At 59.9% G+C, this 16,667-nt stretch carries 17 protein-coding genes and 1 pseudogene; 4 read left to right on the forward strand and 14 right to left on the reverse strand.

Going from position 1 to position 16,667, the window contains the following annotated elements; genetic code table 11:
• Positions 1-526: 526 nt before the first annotated feature.
• The 6 genes and pseudogenes from AC4CWF_RS20565 to AC4CWF_RS20590 all read right to left on the reverse strand — a co-directional run bounded on the left by AC4CWF_RS20565 (position 527) and on the right by AC4CWF_RS20590 (position 3,743).
• Positions 527-727, reverse strand: a complete 201-nt coding sequence (locus AC4CWF_RS20565; protein ID WP_491287177.1) for a hypothetical protein — start codon at positions 725-727, stop codon at positions 527-529.
• A gap of 52 nt (positions 728-779) precedes the next feature.
• The gene (locus tag AC4CWF_RS20570) at positions 780-1,667 is read right to left on the reverse strand and encodes an EamA family transporter (RefSeq protein WP_491287179.1); all 888 of its coding nucleotides are present in this window, start codon (positions 1,665-1,667) and stop codon (positions 780-782) included.
• A 26-nt stretch (positions 1,668-1,693) separates the two neighbouring features.
• Positions 1,694-2,116, reverse strand: a complete 423-nt coding sequence (locus AC4CWF_RS20575) for a cupin domain-containing protein (RefSeq protein ID WP_491287182.1) — start codon at positions 2,114-2,116, stop codon at positions 1,694-1,696.
• Positions 2,110-2,298, reverse strand: a pseudogene (locus AC4CWF_RS20580) (hypothetical protein); the annotation flags it as partial. The gene AC4CWF_RS20575 and the pseudogene AC4CWF_RS20580, both read right to left, overlap by 7 nt.
• 39 nt (positions 2,299-2,337) lie before the next feature.
• Entirely contained in the window at positions 2,338-2,997 is a 660-nt protein-coding gene (locus AC4CWF_RS20585; RefSeq protein WP_491287183.1) for an RraA family protein, read from the reverse strand.
• Complete coding sequence (locus tag AC4CWF_RS20590; RefSeq protein ID WP_491287185.1) at positions 2,997-3,743, reverse strand: FadR/GntR family transcriptional regulator; 747 nt, start codon at positions 3,741-3,743, stop codon at positions 2,997-2,999. Before AC4CWF_RS20590 ends, AC4CWF_RS20585 begins: the two co-directional genes overlap by 1 nt.
• 173 nt (positions 3,744-3,916) lie before the next feature.
• On the opposite strand from AC4CWF_RS20590, the gene AC4CWF_RS20595 reads away from it, so the two are divergent.
• The 4 genes from AC4CWF_RS20595 to AC4CWF_RS20610 are packed head-to-tail and all read left to right on the forward strand — an operon-like array spanning position 3,917 to position 7,768.
• A complete protein-coding gene (locus AC4CWF_RS20595) occupies positions 3,917-4,900 on the forward strand; it encodes a tripartite tricarboxylate transporter substrate binding protein (protein ID WP_491287187.1) in 984 nt (327 codons plus the stop codon).
• Between the two features lie 23 nt (positions 4,901-4,923).
• The gene (locus tag AC4CWF_RS20600; RefSeq protein ID WP_491287189.1) at positions 4,924-5,394 is read left to right on the forward strand and encodes a tripartite tricarboxylate transporter TctB family protein; all 471 of its coding nucleotides are present in this window, start codon (positions 4,924-4,926) and stop codon (positions 5,392-5,394) included.
• The gene (locus AC4CWF_RS20605; RefSeq protein WP_491287191.1) at positions 5,391-6,953 is read left to right on the forward strand and encodes a tripartite tricarboxylate transporter permease; all 1,563 of its coding nucleotides are present in this window, start codon (positions 5,391-5,393) and stop codon (positions 6,951-6,953) included. The genes AC4CWF_RS20600 and AC4CWF_RS20605 overlap by 4 nt, the downstream gene beginning before the upstream one ends.
• Positions 6,950-7,768, forward strand: coding sequence for an SDR family oxidoreductase (locus AC4CWF_RS20610; protein ID WP_491287192.1), 819 nt, complete (start codon positions 6,950-6,952; stop codon positions 7,766-7,768). The genes AC4CWF_RS20605 and AC4CWF_RS20610 overlap by 4 nt, the downstream gene beginning before the upstream one ends.
• Positions 7,769-8,192: 424 nt before the next feature.
• On the opposite strand, the gene AC4CWF_RS20615 is transcribed toward AC4CWF_RS20610, so the two are convergent.
• From AC4CWF_RS20615 to AC4CWF_RS20650, 8 genes are all read right to left on the reverse strand, one after another.
• Complete coding sequence (locus AC4CWF_RS20615) at positions 8,193-9,698, reverse strand: aldehyde dehydrogenase (RefSeq protein WP_491287194.1); 1,506 nt, start codon at positions 9,696-9,698, stop codon at positions 8,193-8,195.
• A gap of 13 nt (positions 9,699-9,711) precedes the next feature.
• Positions 9,712-11,307, reverse strand: a complete 1,596-nt coding sequence (locus tag AC4CWF_RS20620) for a GMC family oxidoreductase (protein WP_491287196.1) — start codon at positions 11,305-11,307, stop codon at positions 9,712-9,714.
• A gap of 49 nt (positions 11,308-11,356) precedes the next feature.
• Positions 11,357-11,656 (reverse strand): putative quinol monooxygenase, encoded by a 300-nt coding sequence (locus tag AC4CWF_RS20625; protein ID WP_491287198.1) that lies wholly within the window; start codon positions 11,654-11,656, stop codon positions 11,357-11,359.
• Positions 11,656-13,170, reverse strand: a complete 1,515-nt coding sequence (locus AC4CWF_RS20630) for an amidase (RefSeq protein WP_491287199.1) — start codon at positions 13,168-13,170, stop codon at positions 11,656-11,658. The genes AC4CWF_RS20625 and AC4CWF_RS20630 overlap by 1 nt, the downstream gene beginning before the upstream one ends.
• 78 nt (positions 13,171-13,248) lie before the next feature.
• Positions 13,249-13,953, reverse strand: a complete 705-nt coding sequence (locus AC4CWF_RS20635; RefSeq protein ID WP_491287200.1) for an ABC transporter ATP-binding protein — start codon at positions 13,951-13,953, stop codon at positions 13,249-13,251.
• On the reverse strand, positions 13,950-14,678 hold the full coding sequence (locus AC4CWF_RS20640; protein ID WP_491287202.1) for an ATP-binding cassette domain-containing protein: 729 nt from the start codon (positions 14,676-14,678) through the stop codon (positions 13,950-13,952). Before AC4CWF_RS20640 ends, AC4CWF_RS20635 begins: the two co-directional genes overlap by 4 nt.
• A complete protein-coding gene (locus AC4CWF_RS20645; protein ID WP_491287204.1) occupies positions 14,671-15,744 on the reverse strand; it encodes an ABC transporter permease subunit in 1,074 nt (357 codons plus the stop codon). The genes AC4CWF_RS20640 and AC4CWF_RS20645 overlap by 8 nt, the downstream gene beginning before the upstream one ends.
• Complete coding sequence (locus AC4CWF_RS20650) at positions 15,744-16,610, reverse strand: branched-chain amino acid ABC transporter permease (protein ID WP_491287206.1); 867 nt, start codon at positions 16,608-16,610, stop codon at positions 15,744-15,746. The genes AC4CWF_RS20645 and AC4CWF_RS20650 overlap by 1 nt, the downstream gene beginning before the upstream one ends.
• Positions 16,611-16,667 lie beyond the last annotated feature (57 nt).

A 16,667-nucleotide genomic window follows, 5' to 3' on the forward strand; every position in this document is an offset into this window, starting at 1 on the left:
ATGCGAAAACTTCAGGTCACTTTGGCGAGGTCTGATCAAGATGATGAAAGATTGGTGGCTTTGGCCGATGATGGCTTTGTTCTTGGCAACCGCTGTTGCTGCGCCAATTCTTCATATTGCTCGAGCGGTAGGTTGGCTCCATTAATCCGCGCAGGGTGAAATTTCTGTCCGCATCTTGGTTTTGGCAGACGAGCAGCTACCCACCGGGAAGGATGCACCGCTTGGCGGTTTATGACGATCCGGAAGGCACGCTCAAAGACTTCAGCTGAAAGCCCGATCCCCTTCCCGCACATAAAGGATCCGCTTTTCAGATGCGGAGCCACAGGACGATTGTTTGTTTCATTGCACTGAGTTCGGCTCGGCTGAAATGGCCGTATCGGGCAAAAGCACAGGCTTTCGGTGCGCCCTCGATACCGGAAAATATGTAGCGAGACGCATGCCGCCACGCAGGTGATCAAGAACAATACCCGACCTGATGGCGGCCGCGGGACGGCATCCAGCCTTGCTCTGTCAACCGGGGTAGAACCTAAGATGCCCGAGCTGCTCCATCTTTGCTGGAGCACTTCTCCATATGGTCGAGAAGCAGATGGTCAACTTCAGCAATCGCGGCTTCAATGGCTTTGTGCAAAGCCTCGTCACCGATATCGATCGCGTTGTGCCTCAGCGCGAGTAGTTTCAGCCCCATGCCAAAAAGATTGATAGGGCGATCATTTAGTCGCTGGATCATTGGAATTCCCCCTCTTCTAAAGCCGAAGTTCTACATGTGACATCAGGCTGCACTATCGCCTTGATGGATAAACAGCGCCCAACTCGCTTGAGCGTGCGCGCTGATTTGCACCAAGAGCGAAGACGATGGCCACAATCCCAAGCATTTGGACCGCCGTCGGTGACGTTCCGAAACAGTACCAGGCGGATACCAGCCCGACGACCGGCACCAATAGGGCGAACTGCGAGACCTGAGATGTCCGGTACCTCCGCAACATGCTGCCCCAAACGCCGTATGCGAAAATCGTCGAGATGGCCGATGTGTATAAAATTGCCGCCAATCCGCCCGCAGAAATTGATCGAAGGGCCGCGATGAGAGTGTCACCCCCCTCGAAAAACGCTGATGCGACAAATAGCGGCAATGGAGGCACGAGACTTAGCCATACCATCAGATGCAGTGAATTGACCGGCGGCAGGCGCTTGAGCAGAATGTTGGATATCCCCCAGGCGAATGCACCACCGAGCGTGAGCGCAAATCCCACGACCGTAAAGGAAGACCCGCCATCCAATGCGATCAGCAAGATCCCCACAAGACCTCCCGAAATGCAGACTATTCCCCGGCGGTCAATGTGTTCGCCAAGGAACAAGGATGCCAATAGGACCGTGAAAAACACTTGCGTCTGCATCAGTACGGAAGCAAGGCCAGCACCGAGGCCAAAATAGATACCAAGGTAAAGAAGACCGAAAACCATAATTCCAAGCGTAATCCCGAGCAAAATCAATGCAGACCAAGGGATCTTGGGCCTCGGTATTCCAAGGGCGATTGGAGCGGCGCAGGCCGTAAAGCGCAATGCCGAAAACAGCAAGGGCGGGAACTCGTCGAGGCCCCAGCGGATCACAATGAAGTTGAAGCCCCACAAGAACGAAACCAGGCAAAGCAAGGCAATATCTTTGAGACGCATAGGCGTGATCCGCTGAGGCATTGATGTTACTCAGCCGCTTCGCGCAGATGATCGTTTACCGGCGCGCCGCCGATGACGACCGTCCGCTGCGGAATTTTGTCGAAGGACGTTTCCGGGATCTCGTACATCTTGGCCAGCGTCGCGTTGGGCACCCCGGAGAACATCTCCGAGAACTCGATGGTCTGGGGTTCTTCGTGAGAAAGAACGACGAGGAACGAGAGCGGTTCGTCGGCAAGGTTTTCGATCCAGTGCAGATATCCCTGCGGCACGAAGGAAATGTCGCCGGGATTGAGCTCGAGGTAATGCGTTTCACCTTCCGGACCAACGATACCGACCAGCCCCTTTCCCGAAATGCAGAAGTCCAACTGGTTGGCATTGGGATGGGTATGTGGTTCGCGCACGCCGCCCGGCTGGATCTCGAGGGCTTGAACAGCAAGCCCCTTCAGCACAGGGAAGTTCTTGGCGTTTGAGCGAAAACAGCATCCTCGAACAAGTGCGCGCAGTAACGAAATGTTCGTCCAGTGCCATCAACGCGCGTATCCGCAAGCGCCTCGCTCATATTGAGCAACGCCTCGGCTCGCGTGGGTGCATGAACGATCACCTTGGCAATCAGCGAATCGTAGTAGCGCGATGCGGTGATTGCGTCACTCCCGCTTCGAAGTTCAGCCGTTCACACCGGCCAGACGGACTGCAGCTTCTCACCCGTCAAGATGCGATCGCGGGCCGCGGTCTCATGGTCTCCAAGCGTATCGGCCTGGTCAGCGACAGCAGCCAAGTGCTCCTTCGGGATACAGACGACACCATCCACATCACCGAAGATAACGTCGCCAGGCTTGATGGTGACGCGGCCGATCTTGATCGGGATCTGCGATTCGATCGGTTCCTTCTTTCCGGTCACGCCGACCGGGCTCGGCTCGGTGCCAAACAATGGGTAGCCGAGTTTGCGAACCTGTGCGAGGTCGCGTACCGTGCCGTTGACGATCGTCGCCGCCGCACCACGTGTCTTGGCACCAGAACTCATCAGCTCGCCGGAGCACGAGCCCGGCGCACAGGAAGCGTCGCAGACGAGGACACCGCCCTTCGGCGCGTTGTCGATCGCATTGTGATAGACGTCCTGTGGTTCGCCTTTGCGATCCGACAAGCCAAAAAGGACGGTCACAGCCGGTCCACAGATCACGGCCCCATCCGCCAACGCACCCAGCAACTTGATGCCTTCCAGGTGCCCCCAGAGACCGAGCGCCTCCATGCTGTCGTGCACGTCACCTGAATACCACTTTTTCAAGCGCTTGATCGCGCCCCAGTCGACGTCCGAATAGTCAAAATCAGGCATTACTGCTTTCCTCCCTTGGAAGCTTTTTGAATGGCAATGCGCAGATAGTTAGCGCTGTTGTCGATTTGGGCGCGGACCAATGCCTTTGCCCCGATTTCGTTGTGCTCGCTGATCATCTGATAGATCGCGGCGTGTTCGTCGTATGCGTCGTCGAGCGACTTGGTCGGCACCCGGCTCGTCACCTGGATGACTTCGCTAATGAGACTGGCGAAATTGTCGTAAATGATCGACAGAATGCGATTGCCCGCCGAGTGGACTATTGCCAGGTGAAAGGCCGCATCGGCATCGACGAAGCCAGAAAAGTCCACTTCATCACGCGCCTTGCGCATGCGCTCCAGGCTCTCCGTTACCTCGGGGGAGATCGGCGCATCCGACGCGCAGACAATCTCAAGAATCTCGGTCTCGATCATGCGGCGCGCTACCATGAGCTGTTGCAGGTATTCCGGCTCCGCCGCCAGCCGCTGACGGACCGTCACGGCCAGCGTATCGAGAAACTCGTTCACATCCTCGCGCACCACGGTCGTGCGTTCGCCGTGACGGCGCAATAGTAGCCCTTTTGTTTCAAGCGTATGAATGGCCTCGCGCACCGCGCGCGTGGACACGCCGAACTCCTTGGCAATCGCACTTTCCGAATCCAGCTTGTCGCCAATCTTCAATTCGCCGCTGAGAATACTGGCCTCCAGCGCCGATGCCACCATGATGTGCAGGCGGTCTCGCTTTGGCATTGTGGCAATTTCGGCTTTCATGATGTCGGCTCCCGCAGTCTTGGCCGTTTTGGTCTTTTTCAGATTTAGCGAAGTGGTTGACGCATCACCAATCATGCGCCTACAGTACTTATGTCATAGGTCATATGTCAAGTGTCGGCACAGCGGGAGGATGACGCAGCGCCGAGCACGAAAGGGAAACGGGAGGAGAGATTATGTCTTTGATCAATGAGTTTTTGCGCCATGCCGCAGCCGGAGTGGCTGGCATGGCAGTCGTCCTGAGTGCTGGCGTCGCCATGGCCGAGTGGCCGGAAAAGGCCGTCACCGTGATTGTGCCTTGGGCAGCGGGCGGCGGCACCGATGCCACCGCCCGCGCTGTGGCCGAAGGCCTGCAGAAGAAGTTCGGGCAACCCTTCAATGTGGTGAACCGCACCGGCGGCGGCGGCCTCGTCGGCCATTCTGCAATCGTCCAGGGCGCGCCTGACGGTTACACAATCGGCGTCGTCACCATCGAAAGTGCGATGTACGAAGCGCAGGGCCTAAAGGGCGTGACTCCGAAGGACCTGACCTTCATAGGTCGCTTCAATGCCGACGCCATTGCCGTGAACATCCGCCCCGACGCCCCCTATTCAGATCTGAAGGGCCTGATCGAAGCCGTGAAAGCTGACCCGGGCGGCGTCGCAGCCTCCGGCGCAAACCGTGGCGGCCTCTCGCATCTTGCCTGGGTCGGCCTGCTGGAAAAGGTGGACATTGATCCCGTTGCGGCGAACTGGGTTGCTTCGGATGGCTCAGCGCCGGCGCTGCAGCAATTGGCCTCCGGCGCCATTGCCGTGGTCTCCACCTCGCCCGCCGAAGCAAAGGCTCTCGTCGAGGCTAATCAGGCCAAGACCATCGCGATGATCTCGAGCGAGCGCAGCCCGCTTTATCCCGACCTTCCGACCTCGGACGAAGTGCTCGGCATCAAGTGGTCGCCTCTTCCCTTCCGCGGCCTGGCTGGGCCCAAGGGACTGCCCGACGACGTCGTGCAGAAGGTCAGCACCGCGCTCAAGGAAATCACGGAAGACGCCGAGTTCAAAAAGTTCATGACCTCGCGCGGCTTCTCGGTCGCCTATCAGGATGCGCCGACTTTCACCGCAACCGTAATGGCCGCCCATGACGGCCTGAGCGAGACCATGAAAGCGGTTGGTCTGGCCAAGTAGCGGCCACAGCAAGAGACATCGACATGAAACTTAGCGAAAGACTGATCGGCCCCGGGCTGATCTTGTTCGGCGGAGGCGTGATCATCGCCTCCGCCGGCCTTCCACAAGTGCCCGGAGTCCGCTTCGGCGCTGACCTCATGCCGTCCATCACGGGCGGTGCCCTGATCCTTTTCGGAGGGCTGCTTGGCTGGCAAGCCTGGTCGAAGCCCATGACCGATCCGCTGGTCGACATCAGCGAATGGAAGGTATCCAAGCGAAAACGAGTGACAGCGATCTGGACCATCGGCGCCTTGCTGGCGGGAACGCTGCTGTTCCAGTCTGTAGGCTTTCCGCTGATCGGCATGATCTTCATGGCCGTGCTGATGATCCTGATGGGTGCCCGGCCTCTCACCATCGCCATTGTCGCGCCGCTGTTTGTCCTGGCGCTGCATCTGAGCTTCACCAGGGTTATGCATGTGGAGCTTCCCGCTGGCCCGCTAGGAGCATTCCTATGATGAGCTTCGAAACTTTCGAGACGGCCTTTTTTATGGTGATGGCGCCAAGCGTGCTGCTCGCCATCCTGATCGGATCTGTCTACGGCCTATTCATCGGTGCGCTGCCGGGACTGACTGCCACCATGGCGACTGCCCTGCTAGTGCCGATCACCTTCTACATGGAACCGCTGGCGGCGATCGCCCTGATCGTGTCCAGCACGGCAATGGCGATTACCGCTGGTGACATCCCAGGAGCCCTAATCCGTATTCCCGGCACACCGGCCTCGGCCGCCTATACCGAGGAAGCCTATGAAATGACGAGGCGGGGCAAAGCCGGAGAAGTCCTGTCGCTCGGCTTCTTCTTCTCCGCCATTGGCGGACTGATCGGCGCCACCGTCCTGCTGGTCTCCGGCCCGGCACTGGCGCAGGTCTCGCTGAACTTCTCCAGCTTCGAGTTCTTCTGGTTGGCGACGCTCGGCCTCATGACTTGCGCACTGGTCAGTTCCAGCAATCCCATCAGGGGTGCCGTCTCTCTGGTCATCGGCCTGTTGTTGTCCACCGTCGGGCTCGACGTGACCACAGGCCAGCCGCGCTTCACCTTCGACATCCTGGAGCTGTCGGGCGGCATCAGTTTCATTCCGGTGATGATCGGCATGTTCGCCCTGTCCGAAATCATACGCGGCTTCACCACACTGGAGCGTGAGCTGCCCCCAGCGCCGAAGGTGGGAGACATTAAGCCCTATCGCGGCATGTTTGCGCTGTTGCGTAGGTATCCAATGAGCGTGGTGCGCGGCACTTCGCTCGGCTCTGCCGTGGGAGCGCTGCCGGGCGTGGGCGGCGATCTCGCTGCCTGGATAGCCTATGGCATGAGCCGCAAATTCTCAAAGACGCCCGAGAAGTTCGGCACCGGCCACCCGGAAGGTCTGGTCGAGGCCACTTCGTCCAACAATGCCGGTCTTTCCTCCGCCTGGATCCCGGCACTGGTATTCGGGATCCCGGGTGACGCGGTCACCGCGATTGCCGTCGGCGTTCTGTTCATGAAGGGGGTCTCGCCCGGCCCGCGCCTGTTCCTCGAAAACCCGACCATGCCGACGGCAATCATCCTGACCTTCTTCGTCGCCAACCTGCTGTTGTTCCCTCTAGGCTGGTTCGCGATCAAGGGTGCCCGGCATGTTCTGTCGGTGCCCCGCGCCGTCATCGTGCCTATGATCCTGCTGTGCTGCTTCGTCGGCTCCTATGCCGTCAACAACACGCTGTTCGACGTCTGGACCATGCTGATCGCGGGTGTCGTTGGCTACCTGCTGGAGCGCAACGGCTTTCCGATCGCCCCCATCATCCTGGGCCTCGTTCTGGGACCCGTGCTCGAACGCAACTTCATCATGTCGATGCAGATCGCTCGCGGCGACCTGCTCGGCTTCTTCGAGCGGCCGGTGGCCGGCGGTCTCGGCATCGTCGTCTGCACGATCCTTGTGCTTGCCATCTACCGCGCCTGGACGCGGCGTGGCCAAGGACCGGATGCTGATGATCCTGCGGAGGCCGTGCTCGACGCCTCCCATTCAACGAAAGGAAATTCGCAATGAAAGACGTGTTCTCCGTTAAGGATCGTGTCGCCGTCGTGACTGGCGGTCTCGGCCAACTAGGGACCCAATTCACCAAGACGCTGGCCGAAGCAGGCGCCAAGGTCGCGATCTATAGCCGCCGCCCCTTCTCGCGCGAACAGATCGTCGAGAAATTCGGCGAACTTGCCGACAACGTTCGCGTCTACGAGGCCAGCGTGCGCGACAAGGAGAGCCTCAGCAAGGCAACCGACCAGTTGATCGCCGAATGGGGAGTACCGCACATCCTGATCAACAATGCCGGCATCGACAGTAAGCCAGATGGCAACGCCGACCAGAATGCGCCATTCGAAGACTATCCAAAGAAATACTGGGACGAAGTGATCGACACCAACCTTACGGGCGTGATGCTGACCACCCAGGTGGTAGGCAGCAAGATGGCCGAGGCCGGTCGCGGCTCAATCATCATGGTTGGCTCAATGTATGGCCTCGTGTCGCCCAACCAAGCACTTTATGCCTATCGCGAAGCACGCGACGGAAAGCCGTTCATCAAGGCAATCTCCTACGCCGCCTCGAAATCGGGCCTGGTCAACATGACCCGCTATCTCGCCACCTACTGGGCGAAAAAGGGCGTACGCGTCAATCTCGTCACCTTCGGCGGCGTCAAGACCGGCTCCTTCGACAAGGAGTTCATCGATGCCTTCCTGGAGCGCGTGCCCATGGGCCGCCAGGCGGAGATCGACGAGTTCGGCCCGATAGTGCAGTTCCTCGGCTCCGACGCTTCCACCTACATGACTGGCGCCAACCTGGTTCTCGACGGCGGCTTCACGGCCTGGTGACGGCAGACGCTTTTCGGACGTCTAACCCGCTCGGCCAACCGAGCGGGTTCTTTCGTTGTCAGCGCACAGTTGGCAAACTGTGCTGCACCCTCTGCTGGTTTTCGCGTCAGTTTGATCCATTTTGCCATTATGCGGCGATCCACTCACGCCAGATAAATTGTTACCGGACAATAGACTACACCGGATCTGGTGGGACAACGCGAAATGGAAAAGCGGGTTAAATACTGCTGAAACTCAACACCATCCCCATTCCGCGCTCAAGATAGCTTCCCCTCGGCAGTTCATCAGGGCTAAATCAAACTAGCCGACATGTCCGGTAAAATGGAGTGCACTCCACTATCGGATCGATGCCGGATGCTTTTGCTTTGCGCGCAGAGTTTGCTGTGAAACTTGCCCCCGTAGATCCGTCAGACAGCAAGAAATTCTAACATCCAATGGTGGCCCAGACGCTTTTGCTCTGAGTGTAGGAGATGAGCGCATCCATGCACTTGTCGCGTCCGTTGCCGCTCTCCTTCCAGCCGCCGAACGGAAACTGCATATCACCGTTCATATAACTGTTGATGTAAACCATGCCGGCTTCCACATCGCGTGCGAAGCGGTGCGCCTTGCCGAGATCGGCTGTCCAGATGCCTGCCGCAAGCCCGAAATTGGTATCGTTGGCAATCGCAATGGCCTCGTCAAAGCTGTCAAAGGCAATGATGCTTGCCACGGGGCCAAAAATTTCCTCCCGGGCGATCGCCATGTCGTTGCTCACATTGGCGAAGATGGTCGGCGCGACGAAGGCACCGCCTTCGAGACCCGCCGGAATGCCGCCACCGGTGATACAGGTCGCGCCTGCCGATCGCCCGATATCGATGTAGCGCAGCACGCGCTCCTGCTGTTTCACATCCACCAGCGGCCCCATGCCGGTCGCGGCCAAAAGCGGATCTCCGGGCCGGTAGGAAGTTTCTGCCCGGGAGCGCAGCAATTCGATGAACTCGGGCAGGATTTCGCGCTGCACCAGGATACGGGAACCGGCACAGCAGACCTCGCCCTGATTGCCGAAAATGCCCATGGCCGCCCAGTCCGCCGCCATTGCCAGATCGGGCGCATCGGCCATAATAACATGCGGCGATTTTCCACCGCATTCGGTCGTCACCTTCTTCAGATTGGACTGCCCGGAATAGGTCATCATCAGCTTGCCCACCTCGACCGAGCCGGTGAAGGCAATTTTGGCGACGTCTGGGTGCAGCGCCAGCGCGCGCCCTGCATCCGGCCCATAGCCATTGACCACGCTGAAGACGCCGGGTGGCCCGCCTGCCTCCAAGAAGAGGCGTGCCAGAAGCAGTGCGGAAAGAGGGGATTGCTCGGCCGGTTTCAAGACCACCGAATTACCGGCGGCAAGTGCCGGTGCGATTTTCCAGGTCGTCATCAGAAGCGGATAGTTCCAAGGCACGATGCACCCCACCACGCCGAGCGGCTGATGGATGACGTAGGACAGAACATCGTTCGCCGTTGCGCCGACGCTGCCTTGCAGCTTGTCGATGCATTCGGCGGTAAAGCGAAGGCAGGCAAGGGCAAGCGGCACATCCACCGTCAGCATTTCGGAAATCGGCTTGCCCATATCCAGCGTGTCGAGCAGGGCAAATTCCTCCGACTGCGCTTCAATGAGATCCGCAAACCGATAAAGAACCGACATGCGCTGTCGGGGAGCCATGCGCGACCAGCCCCCGGCGCGAAAGGCTCTTGCGCCACTCTGGACCGCCCGGTCTATATCTTCGCTTGCTCCTCGGGCGACCTCTGCCAGCACTTCTCCGTTGGCGGGATTAATGCTTTCGAAAACCGCACCCGAAATAGCCGATGAAAAATCACCGTCGATGAAGTGGCGCCCCTCCGGCTTCAGGGAACGGGCCTTGTCGTGCCAGCTTTTGAACTGTGCATTGATGGACATGAAGCTTCTCTCCTCAGTGGGCCAGGATCTTCTGGCAGGCGCGCTCGGCAAGCATGATGGTCGGAGCGTTGAGATTGCCCGACACCATGATCGGGATGGCGGAAGCATCCGCCACGTAGAGCCCCTCAAGGCCGTGGACCGCCATGCTTGCGGGATCGGTGACGGCCATGGCGTCCACGCCCATGCGGCAGGTGCTGGATGGATGATAAAGGGTAGTCATATGACCGCGAATGTAATCTTCGAGTTCCGCGCCGGAACGGCATTCCGCGCTGGGTGTCAGTTCGTAGTCGACCAGATCGCGAATGGGAGACGTGGCAAGAATTTGCCTGTTGATGCGGATACCCCTGACCAGTGTCGCAAGATCGCTGCCGTCGGGATCGGAGGCGAAGTATCTGGGATCGATGGCCGGATGCTCTGTCGGGTCTGCGGATCGCAGGCGGATCTCGCCGCGGCTCTTGGGGCGTTGCAGCACGCAATGCGCGGTGATCCCGGAGCGTCCGCCTAAAAAGCGGGCATAGTCACGATGCGGAGAGATGGCACCATAGAGTTGCAGGTCCGGATCGATGCCGGGCTCGCTGCAAACATGCGCACCCGCCGCCACCCAGGGAGAGGTGCGGATACCGGTTCTGTGGTCGCGCCACTGCGCGAAGCTGTCTGCCAGAATATCCTCGGTCCATGCGCCAATGCCCATCGGCGTGCGCGTATAGACCGTGATGGGAATGTTGATGTGGTCCTGCAAGTCCTTGCCGACGCCCGGCAGGTCATGGCGGGGCTGCACACCGGCCTGACGTAATTCGTCTGCCGGACCTATCCCCGAGAGCAGCATGATCTGGCACGTGCCGATGGCACCTGCCGCCATAATCACTTCGCTCTGCGCATGCGCGGTATGCGCCAGTCCGTTTGCCAGATAGCGAACGCCGGTTACCCGGCCTCCTTCCAGAACGAGGCCGGTGACCAGCACACCCTTACGGATACTGAGGTTGGCCCGTTGCATGGCCGGGCGCAGATAGGCTTTGGCGGCTCCCCAGCGCTCGCCGTTGCGCACCGTGAACTGAAAGAGCCCCGCACCTTCCTGGCTTTCGCCATTGAAATCCTCATTGCGGCGATAACCGGCGGCCTCCGCCGCCTCCAGCCAGAGCCGCTCATGCGGATCCACATACGCGACGTTTCCCACATGCAGCGGCCCGCCGGTGCCATGGTGCGGATTGTCAGGAAAATTTGCATTGTCTTCGCTGGCGATAAAGGCGGGGAGCACATCCTTCCAGCCCCAACCCGCACAGCCTGCCGCCTCCCAGGCATCGTAATCGCCGGGCAGGCCCCGGATATAGATCATCGCGTTCAATGCGCTGGAACCACCCACCATTTTTCCGCGCGGCCAGAAGATGCGCCGGCCACGGCAGCCCGCCTGTGGCTCGGTGTAATAGCCCCAGTCTGCGCGCGTGTTGAACATGGTCACCCAGTCCGAGGGGATATTGGAGGCGAGCGGGGCATCCCGACCCGCCTCGAGAACCAGCACCCGGCGGCCCGGGTCGGCGCTGAGCCGGAACGCTGCGACGCAACCGGCAGAGCCAGCACCCACGATGATTGTATCGTAAACTGTCATCGGCATACTCCTTCAGAAAAACAGACCGGCAGCGCAGAGACTGCCGGCCTGCTGTTTACGGTCTGGCAGAGGTCTCGACTGCGGTGACAAGCGTCACCGGGCCATCGAGAACCGGCTGGACGCGTTCGAAGAAGGCGGCCACGGCCGAGGATCCATTGTGCCGGTCCATCGCCGCCTGATCGACAAAGCGTTCATAGGTGGTGAAAAGGCACGGATCCGCATCGCCCTGGGCAATAAAGAAGCCCAGCGTGTCCGGTTCGTGGGCATGCACATGGTCCGCCACCGCCAGCAGCGCATCACGCATCACGCCTTCCCCTCCCGCTTTCACCCGGATGATGGCCGTGATCGTCCGCATCAGAAGGTTTTCCAGTCGCCATCCGCCTCAAAGGCACTGGCTGCCTGATAGATCGTGGCTTCCCCATAATCCTTTGCGATCAGCATCAGGCCAACCGGCAGCCCGTCAGACAGCCCGCAGGGGACCGACATGGCCGGATGGCCGGTGACGTCGAAGGGGCTGGTGGAAGCGGTCATCTCAAAGGCGCGTGTGACGACCTCCGCAAGCGGGGCATCCTTACCCGGGAGCGGCGTTGAGACGCATGGCAGGGTGGGCATCAGCAGCAGGTCGTATTCGCCGAACACGGCATCATAGGCAGCCTTCACGGCAATGGCGATGTTGCGAGACTTGGCATAGTAGCGGCCCCGATAGTGCGAAAGGCCCCACTGCCCCACCAGCATGGTCAGCTTCAGTGTCTGGGAAAGATCGTCGGCCTTCTGCCGCCAACCCGCATGCGCATCCAGAAGACCAACGTCATAGAGGCCCTTCCAGTTGAAGCCCATGCCGTTGCCATGCATCATCTGCATGACGAAGCCTTCGAGTGTGATGGGGTTCCACGCTGCCAGCGCGGTCATATGGGCCGGAATGGAAACTTCCGAAACCTTGGCCCCCATGGCGGCGAAACGCTCCGCCCCTGCGCGAACCTTGGCTTCCACCTCGGGGTCGAGGTTGGGCAGGTCAAAACCTTCCTTGAGAATGCCGATCTTCAAGCCCTCGACACCCTTGCCGAGCGCCTGTGTATAGGCAGCAACCTGCGGAGAATATTGCCGCGGATCCAGCCCGTCCGCACCGGCCAGCACCTCCAAAAGCAGAGCATTATCGGCAACGGATGACGTCATCGGGCCGGTATGGTCGATGGTCGATTCAATCGGCATCACGCCCGTATAGGGAACGAGGCCATGCGTCGGCTTCATGCCGTAGATGCCGCAATAGGAGGCGGGAATGCGGATCGAACCGCCCTGGTCGCCACCGATTGCCATGTCCACTTCGCCAGCTGCCACCAGAGCCGCCGAGCCGGACGAAGAGCCGCCAGCCGAATAGCCCGCCCGCCAGGGATTGTGTACCGGACCCGGATGAGAGGTATGGCTGCCGCCAGAAAGGCAGAAATGTTCGCAAACTGCCTTGCCAAGAATGGTGGCGCCCGCGTCCAGCATGCGGGTCACGATGGTGGCGTCGGCGGCGGGAATGAAACCTTCCAGCGTGGTGGAACCGTTCATCATCGGCACGCCCGCCAGCGCCACATTGTCCTTGAGCGCAACCGTCTTTCCTGCAAGCTTGCCTTCGGCGGCACCCTTGACTTCGCTTTTGATCGCCCATGCGCCGTAGGTGTTGTCTGCCGGTTCGGGTTTCGCGCCGGGAGTGCGCGGATATTTTACAAGCGGCACAGGGTTTGGCAGGGCATCGATGACGTCGTAGGCATCGAACATGCCGCCCATCAGGGCCTGATATTCCGCGGCCTCCTCCAGCGACATGTTCATGTGAAGGCTTGCAGCCAGATCTGCGACATCCTCAATGGTCGGGCGTGTAATGGACATGGGGTATCCTTTCCTGTTGAAACAAGAGTGTTGAACGTCAGTGATGGGGTGGAGTGGGAGAACGAGTCTCCCGCAGGTTCAGGCCATGGCGCCCATGCCGACCTCTCCGGCCAGAAGGGCTTGCCTGTCCAGTTCGCCGGTCATGCGGCCTTTCTGGATGTGCAGGATGCGGTCACACAGAGAGGTGATGAATTCGAGATTCTGCTCGACGACCACCAGCGAAAGCTGCCAGCGTTGCCTCAGTGCCAGTAGCGTTTCGATCATTTCCTCGATGATCGAGGGCTGGATGCCTTCCGTCGGTTCGTCGAGAAGGATCAGGCGGGGCCGGGTGCAAAGGCAGCGCGCCAGCGCCAGAAGCTGCTGTTCCCCGCCGGAAAGCGCGCCGCCGCGCCGGTCAAGCAGACGGACGAGCCGCGGGAAATCCTGCAAGACCATGTCGATGATCGACTTGTCTTCCTTAGGCGCTGAAGCAAGACCCATGCGCAGATTGTCCATGACGCTGAGGTCTGGAAAGATCTCGCGCCCCTGCGGAACCAGCCCGAGGCCGAGGCGAGAGCGTTCGAACGGCTTCATCTGTGTCATGGGCTTGCCCTGAAACTCCACCGAACCGGCGGTCGCTGGCAGATGCCCCATCAGGGTACGCATCAGCGTCGTCTTACCCATGCCATTGTGGCCAAGAATGCCCAGATACTCGCCTTGCGCCATCGTCATGTCTATGCCGGCGAGGATCGGAATGCGTCCGTAGCCGGAGCGCAGGCCCCTCACGTCAAGCAGCGTCGTCATGCGGCCACCTTCTTTCCGAGATAGACATCGCGCACCCGCTGGTCCGCCAGAACCTTGTCGACGGTATCCTCAATGAGAACGCGTCCCTGGTGAAACACCGTCACCGTCTTGGCGATCAGCCGGATGAAGGCCATGTCGTGTTCCACCACGACAATGGCGCGCGACTGGTTGATGTCACGGATGATGTCGGCGGTGCGCAGTGTTTCCTCGTCGGTCATGCCCGCCGCCGGTTCGTCGAGCAGAATGAGGTCCGGCTCGGCTGCCAGCACCATGCCGATTTCCACCCATTGTCGCTGGCCATGCGAAAGCGTGGCGACAATCCGCTCGCTTTCCTGTGTCAGCCGGATCAGGTCCAGAACGCTTGCCATAAGCTTCGGCAGGCCGTTGGGCGTGGCCTTGCGGCGGGCGGCAAGCCAGATGTTTTCGCGCACAGAGAGACCGTTGAAAACGTTGGGCACCTGCGTCTTGATGCCAATGCCCATGCGGGCGATTTCGTGCGGAAGCTTGCCCGCGATCGGTTGCCCGCGAAACGCGATGGTGCCCGAGGTCGGAGTCTGCTGGCCGGTCAGCGATTTGAAGAAGGTACTCTTTCCCGCACCGTTCGGGCCGATCAGGCAGCGCAGCTCCATTTCCTGAAGCGTAAAGCTGATATCGTCATTGGCAACGACACCGCCGAACCGCATGGTGAGATGTTCCGTTTTCAGAAGAGGTGTCAGTTCAACCATGTGACGGTGCTCCTGCCGGGTGTGGATTGTCGGGAGCCGCAGTCAGCTCGACTGCTGCGCCGCTCCTGGCTTGCGGTTTTCCAGCCATCAGCCGCAGGACGAGATCGCGAATGGTGGGAACCAGCCCCTTGGGCAGCAGCAGAACGAAGACGATAAGGACCGCACCGAGAACCAGGTTGGAATTGAAGGTCTGCTGCGAGCCGATGTTAGCGACGATATACTGGATCAGGAAACATCCAAGGACGGGACCAAGCAGTGTTCCGAGGCCCCCGATCGTGATCCAGATGATGATTTCCGCCGATAGCGACAGGCTGAAAATGGTGGGGCCGACAAACGCACCCCAGTTGACGTAGAGCGCGCCTGCGAGACCGGCCACCGCCCCGCCGATGATGAAGGTGATGAGCCGGATCATGCGCGGATCGTAACCCAGCAGCGAGGCGCGTGTTTCATTTTCGCGAACGGCCACGACCACCCGCCCGAACGGGCTTGCCAGCAACAGGCGAAAGCCGAGATAAACAATGAGAAGAATGCTGCCGGTGGTCCACCACGATGCTTCCGGCGATAGCGGGCTTTGCGGATCGAAGGGCATGTTGAAGGTGGGAACCGCCGGAATGCCGTTGAAGCCGCCGAGCATGGCCGTGCCAATGTGGTATTCGTCGCCGGACGTGGAGTTGATGACGTTGAACAGGATCAGCGTGACTGTCAGCGTGATGACCCCGAGATAGACATCGGAAATGCGGCCATAGAAGACGAAGTAGCCAAGGATGGCGGCAAACACGCCGGGAATGAAGATGGCCAGCAGGATGCCTTGTGTGGAATCCTGGAAGTTGATGGCCGCAATCGCATAGGTGTAACCGCCAAGGCCGAAGAAGGCTGTCTGGCCGAAGGAGAGAATTCCGCCATACCCCCAGATGAAAGCAAGGCTGAGCGACAGCACCGCCATGGCGGCAAAAAGCGTGACCTGCATCAAGGTGAAGATTTCCAGGTAACCCGGCGCAAGCGCGATGCCGATTGCCGCGATTGCGACCGCAAGCGCCTGCGCAGTGAGGCTGAGACGGTGAGGCATTACAGATTCCCCTTCAAGAACCGGCCTGATATGCCTTGAGGCAGAAGGCGAATGAGCACAATGGCGGAGGTGAAGACGATGACCTCGCCATAGACCGGGGTGGTGAAATAGGCACCGATCTGGTTCAGCGAGCCGAACAGGGTGGACGCCGACAACGTACCGGACAGCATGGCCGCACCGCCGCCAACCACCGTGATGAAGGCTTTGGCCACATAGGCCCCGCCCATGACCGGCGTGATGCCGGAAACCGGTGCAAGCAGACCGCCAGCAAGCCCCGTGACCGCAGCCCCGGCTGCAAACGTGCCCATGTAGACGCGGGCCGGATTGATGCCGAGCGTATTGGCCATGGCCGGGTTCTGCATGGTGGCGCGGGCAATGAGGCCAAGCCTCGTATGCCGCATCACGCCATAAACGATGGCTATCATCACCAGTGCCATGGCCAGCAGGAACAGCGTGTAGTAGCTGGACCGGTAGCTGCCGATGGAGAAGCCGCCGAGCGGCGTCGGCACACCCTGGATCGTATTGCCGAAAATTGTCGTCACGATGCCGATGATAAGCAGGCTCAGGCCCCAGGTGGCCAGCATGGAATCCACCAGCCGTCCGTAGAGAAAGCGGATGAGACAGCGTTCGATCAGCAGTCCCACCAGCCCGACGAAGAGCGGTGCGATCAGCAGCATGGCGATCCAGATATTGACCCCGGCATTGGTGGAAATGACCGTGGCGTAAGCGCCCAGCATAATGAACTCGCCATGGGCGAGATTGATGATCTTCATCATGCCGAAGATGATTGCGAGACCAAGGCAGAGCAGAAACAACGATGCCGTACCGTTGATGACGTCAAGAAGAATAACGAGGTAGATGTCCATGTCGACCCTTCGCCTCCTGAAGCAGGGATGGGAAGGCGGCGCACACCGCGCCGCCCG

The sequence above is a fragment of the Neorhizobium sp. PAMB6630 genome, assembly GCF_058242775.1.

What these genes read in the sequence shown, in the direction of transcription:
- AC4CWF_RS20650 (WP_491287206.1), bottom strand. Translation starts at nt 16,610, where the DNA reads ATGGACATCTACCTCGTTATTCTTCTTGACGTCATCAACGGTACGGCA.
- AC4CWF_RS20600 (WP_491287189.1), top strand. Translation starts at nt 4,924, where the DNA reads ATGAAACTTAGCGAAAGACTGATCGGCCCCGGGCTGATCTTGTTCGGC.
- AC4CWF_RS20620 (WP_491287196.1), bottom strand. Translation starts at nt 11,307, where the DNA reads ATGCCGATGACAGTTTACGATACAATCATCGTGGGTGCTGGCTCTGCC.
- AC4CWF_RS20590 (WP_491287185.1), bottom strand. Translation starts at nt 3,743, where the DNA reads ATGAAAGCCGAAATTGCCACAATGCCAAAGCGAGACCGCCTGCACATC.
- AC4CWF_RS20565 (WP_491287177.1), bottom strand. Translation starts at nt 727, where the DNA reads ATGATCCAGCGACTAAATGATCGCCCTATCAATCTTTTTGGCATGGGG.
- AC4CWF_RS20625 (WP_491287198.1), bottom strand. Translation starts at nt 11,656, where the DNA reads ATGCGGACGATCACGGCCATCATCCGGGTGAAAGCGGGAGGGGAAGGC.
- AC4CWF_RS20630 (WP_491287199.1), bottom strand. Translation starts at nt 13,170, where the DNA reads ATGTCCATTACACGCCCGACCATTGAGGATGTCGCAGATCTGGCTGCA.
- AC4CWF_RS20605 (WP_491287191.1), top strand. Translation starts at nt 5,391, where the DNA reads ATGATGAGCTTCGAAACTTTCGAGACGGCCTTTTTTATGGTGATGGCG.
- AC4CWF_RS20645 (WP_491287204.1), bottom strand. Translation starts at nt 15,744, where the DNA reads ATGCCTCACCGTCTCAGCCTCACTGCGCAGGCGCTTGCGGTCGCAATC.
- AC4CWF_RS20635 (WP_491287200.1), bottom strand. Translation starts at nt 13,953, where the DNA reads ATGACGACGCTGCTTGACGTGAGGGGCCTGCGCTCCGGCTACGGACGC.
- AC4CWF_RS20595 (WP_491287187.1), top strand. Translation starts at nt 3,917, where the DNA reads ATGTCTTTGATCAATGAGTTTTTGCGCCATGCCGCAGCCGGAGTGGCT.
- AC4CWF_RS20570 (WP_491287179.1), bottom strand. Translation starts at nt 1,667, where the DNA reads ATGCGTCTCAAAGATATTGCCTTGCTTTGCCTGGTTTCGTTCTTGTGG.
- AC4CWF_RS20610 (WP_491287192.1), top strand. Translation starts at nt 6,950, where the DNA reads ATGAAAGACGTGTTCTCCGTTAAGGATCGTGTCGCCGTCGTGACTGGC.
- AC4CWF_RS20615 (WP_491287194.1), bottom strand. Translation starts at nt 9,698, where the DNA reads ATGTCCATCAATGCACAGTTCAAAAGCTGGCACGACAAGGCCCGTTCC.
- AC4CWF_RS20585 (WP_491287183.1), bottom strand. Translation starts at nt 2,997, where the DNA reads ATGCCTGATTTTGACTATTCGGACGTCGACTGGGGCGCGATCAAGCGC.
- AC4CWF_RS20640 (WP_491287202.1), bottom strand. Translation starts at nt 14,678, where the DNA reads ATGGTTGAACTGACACCTCTTCTGAAAACGGAACATCTCACCATGCGG.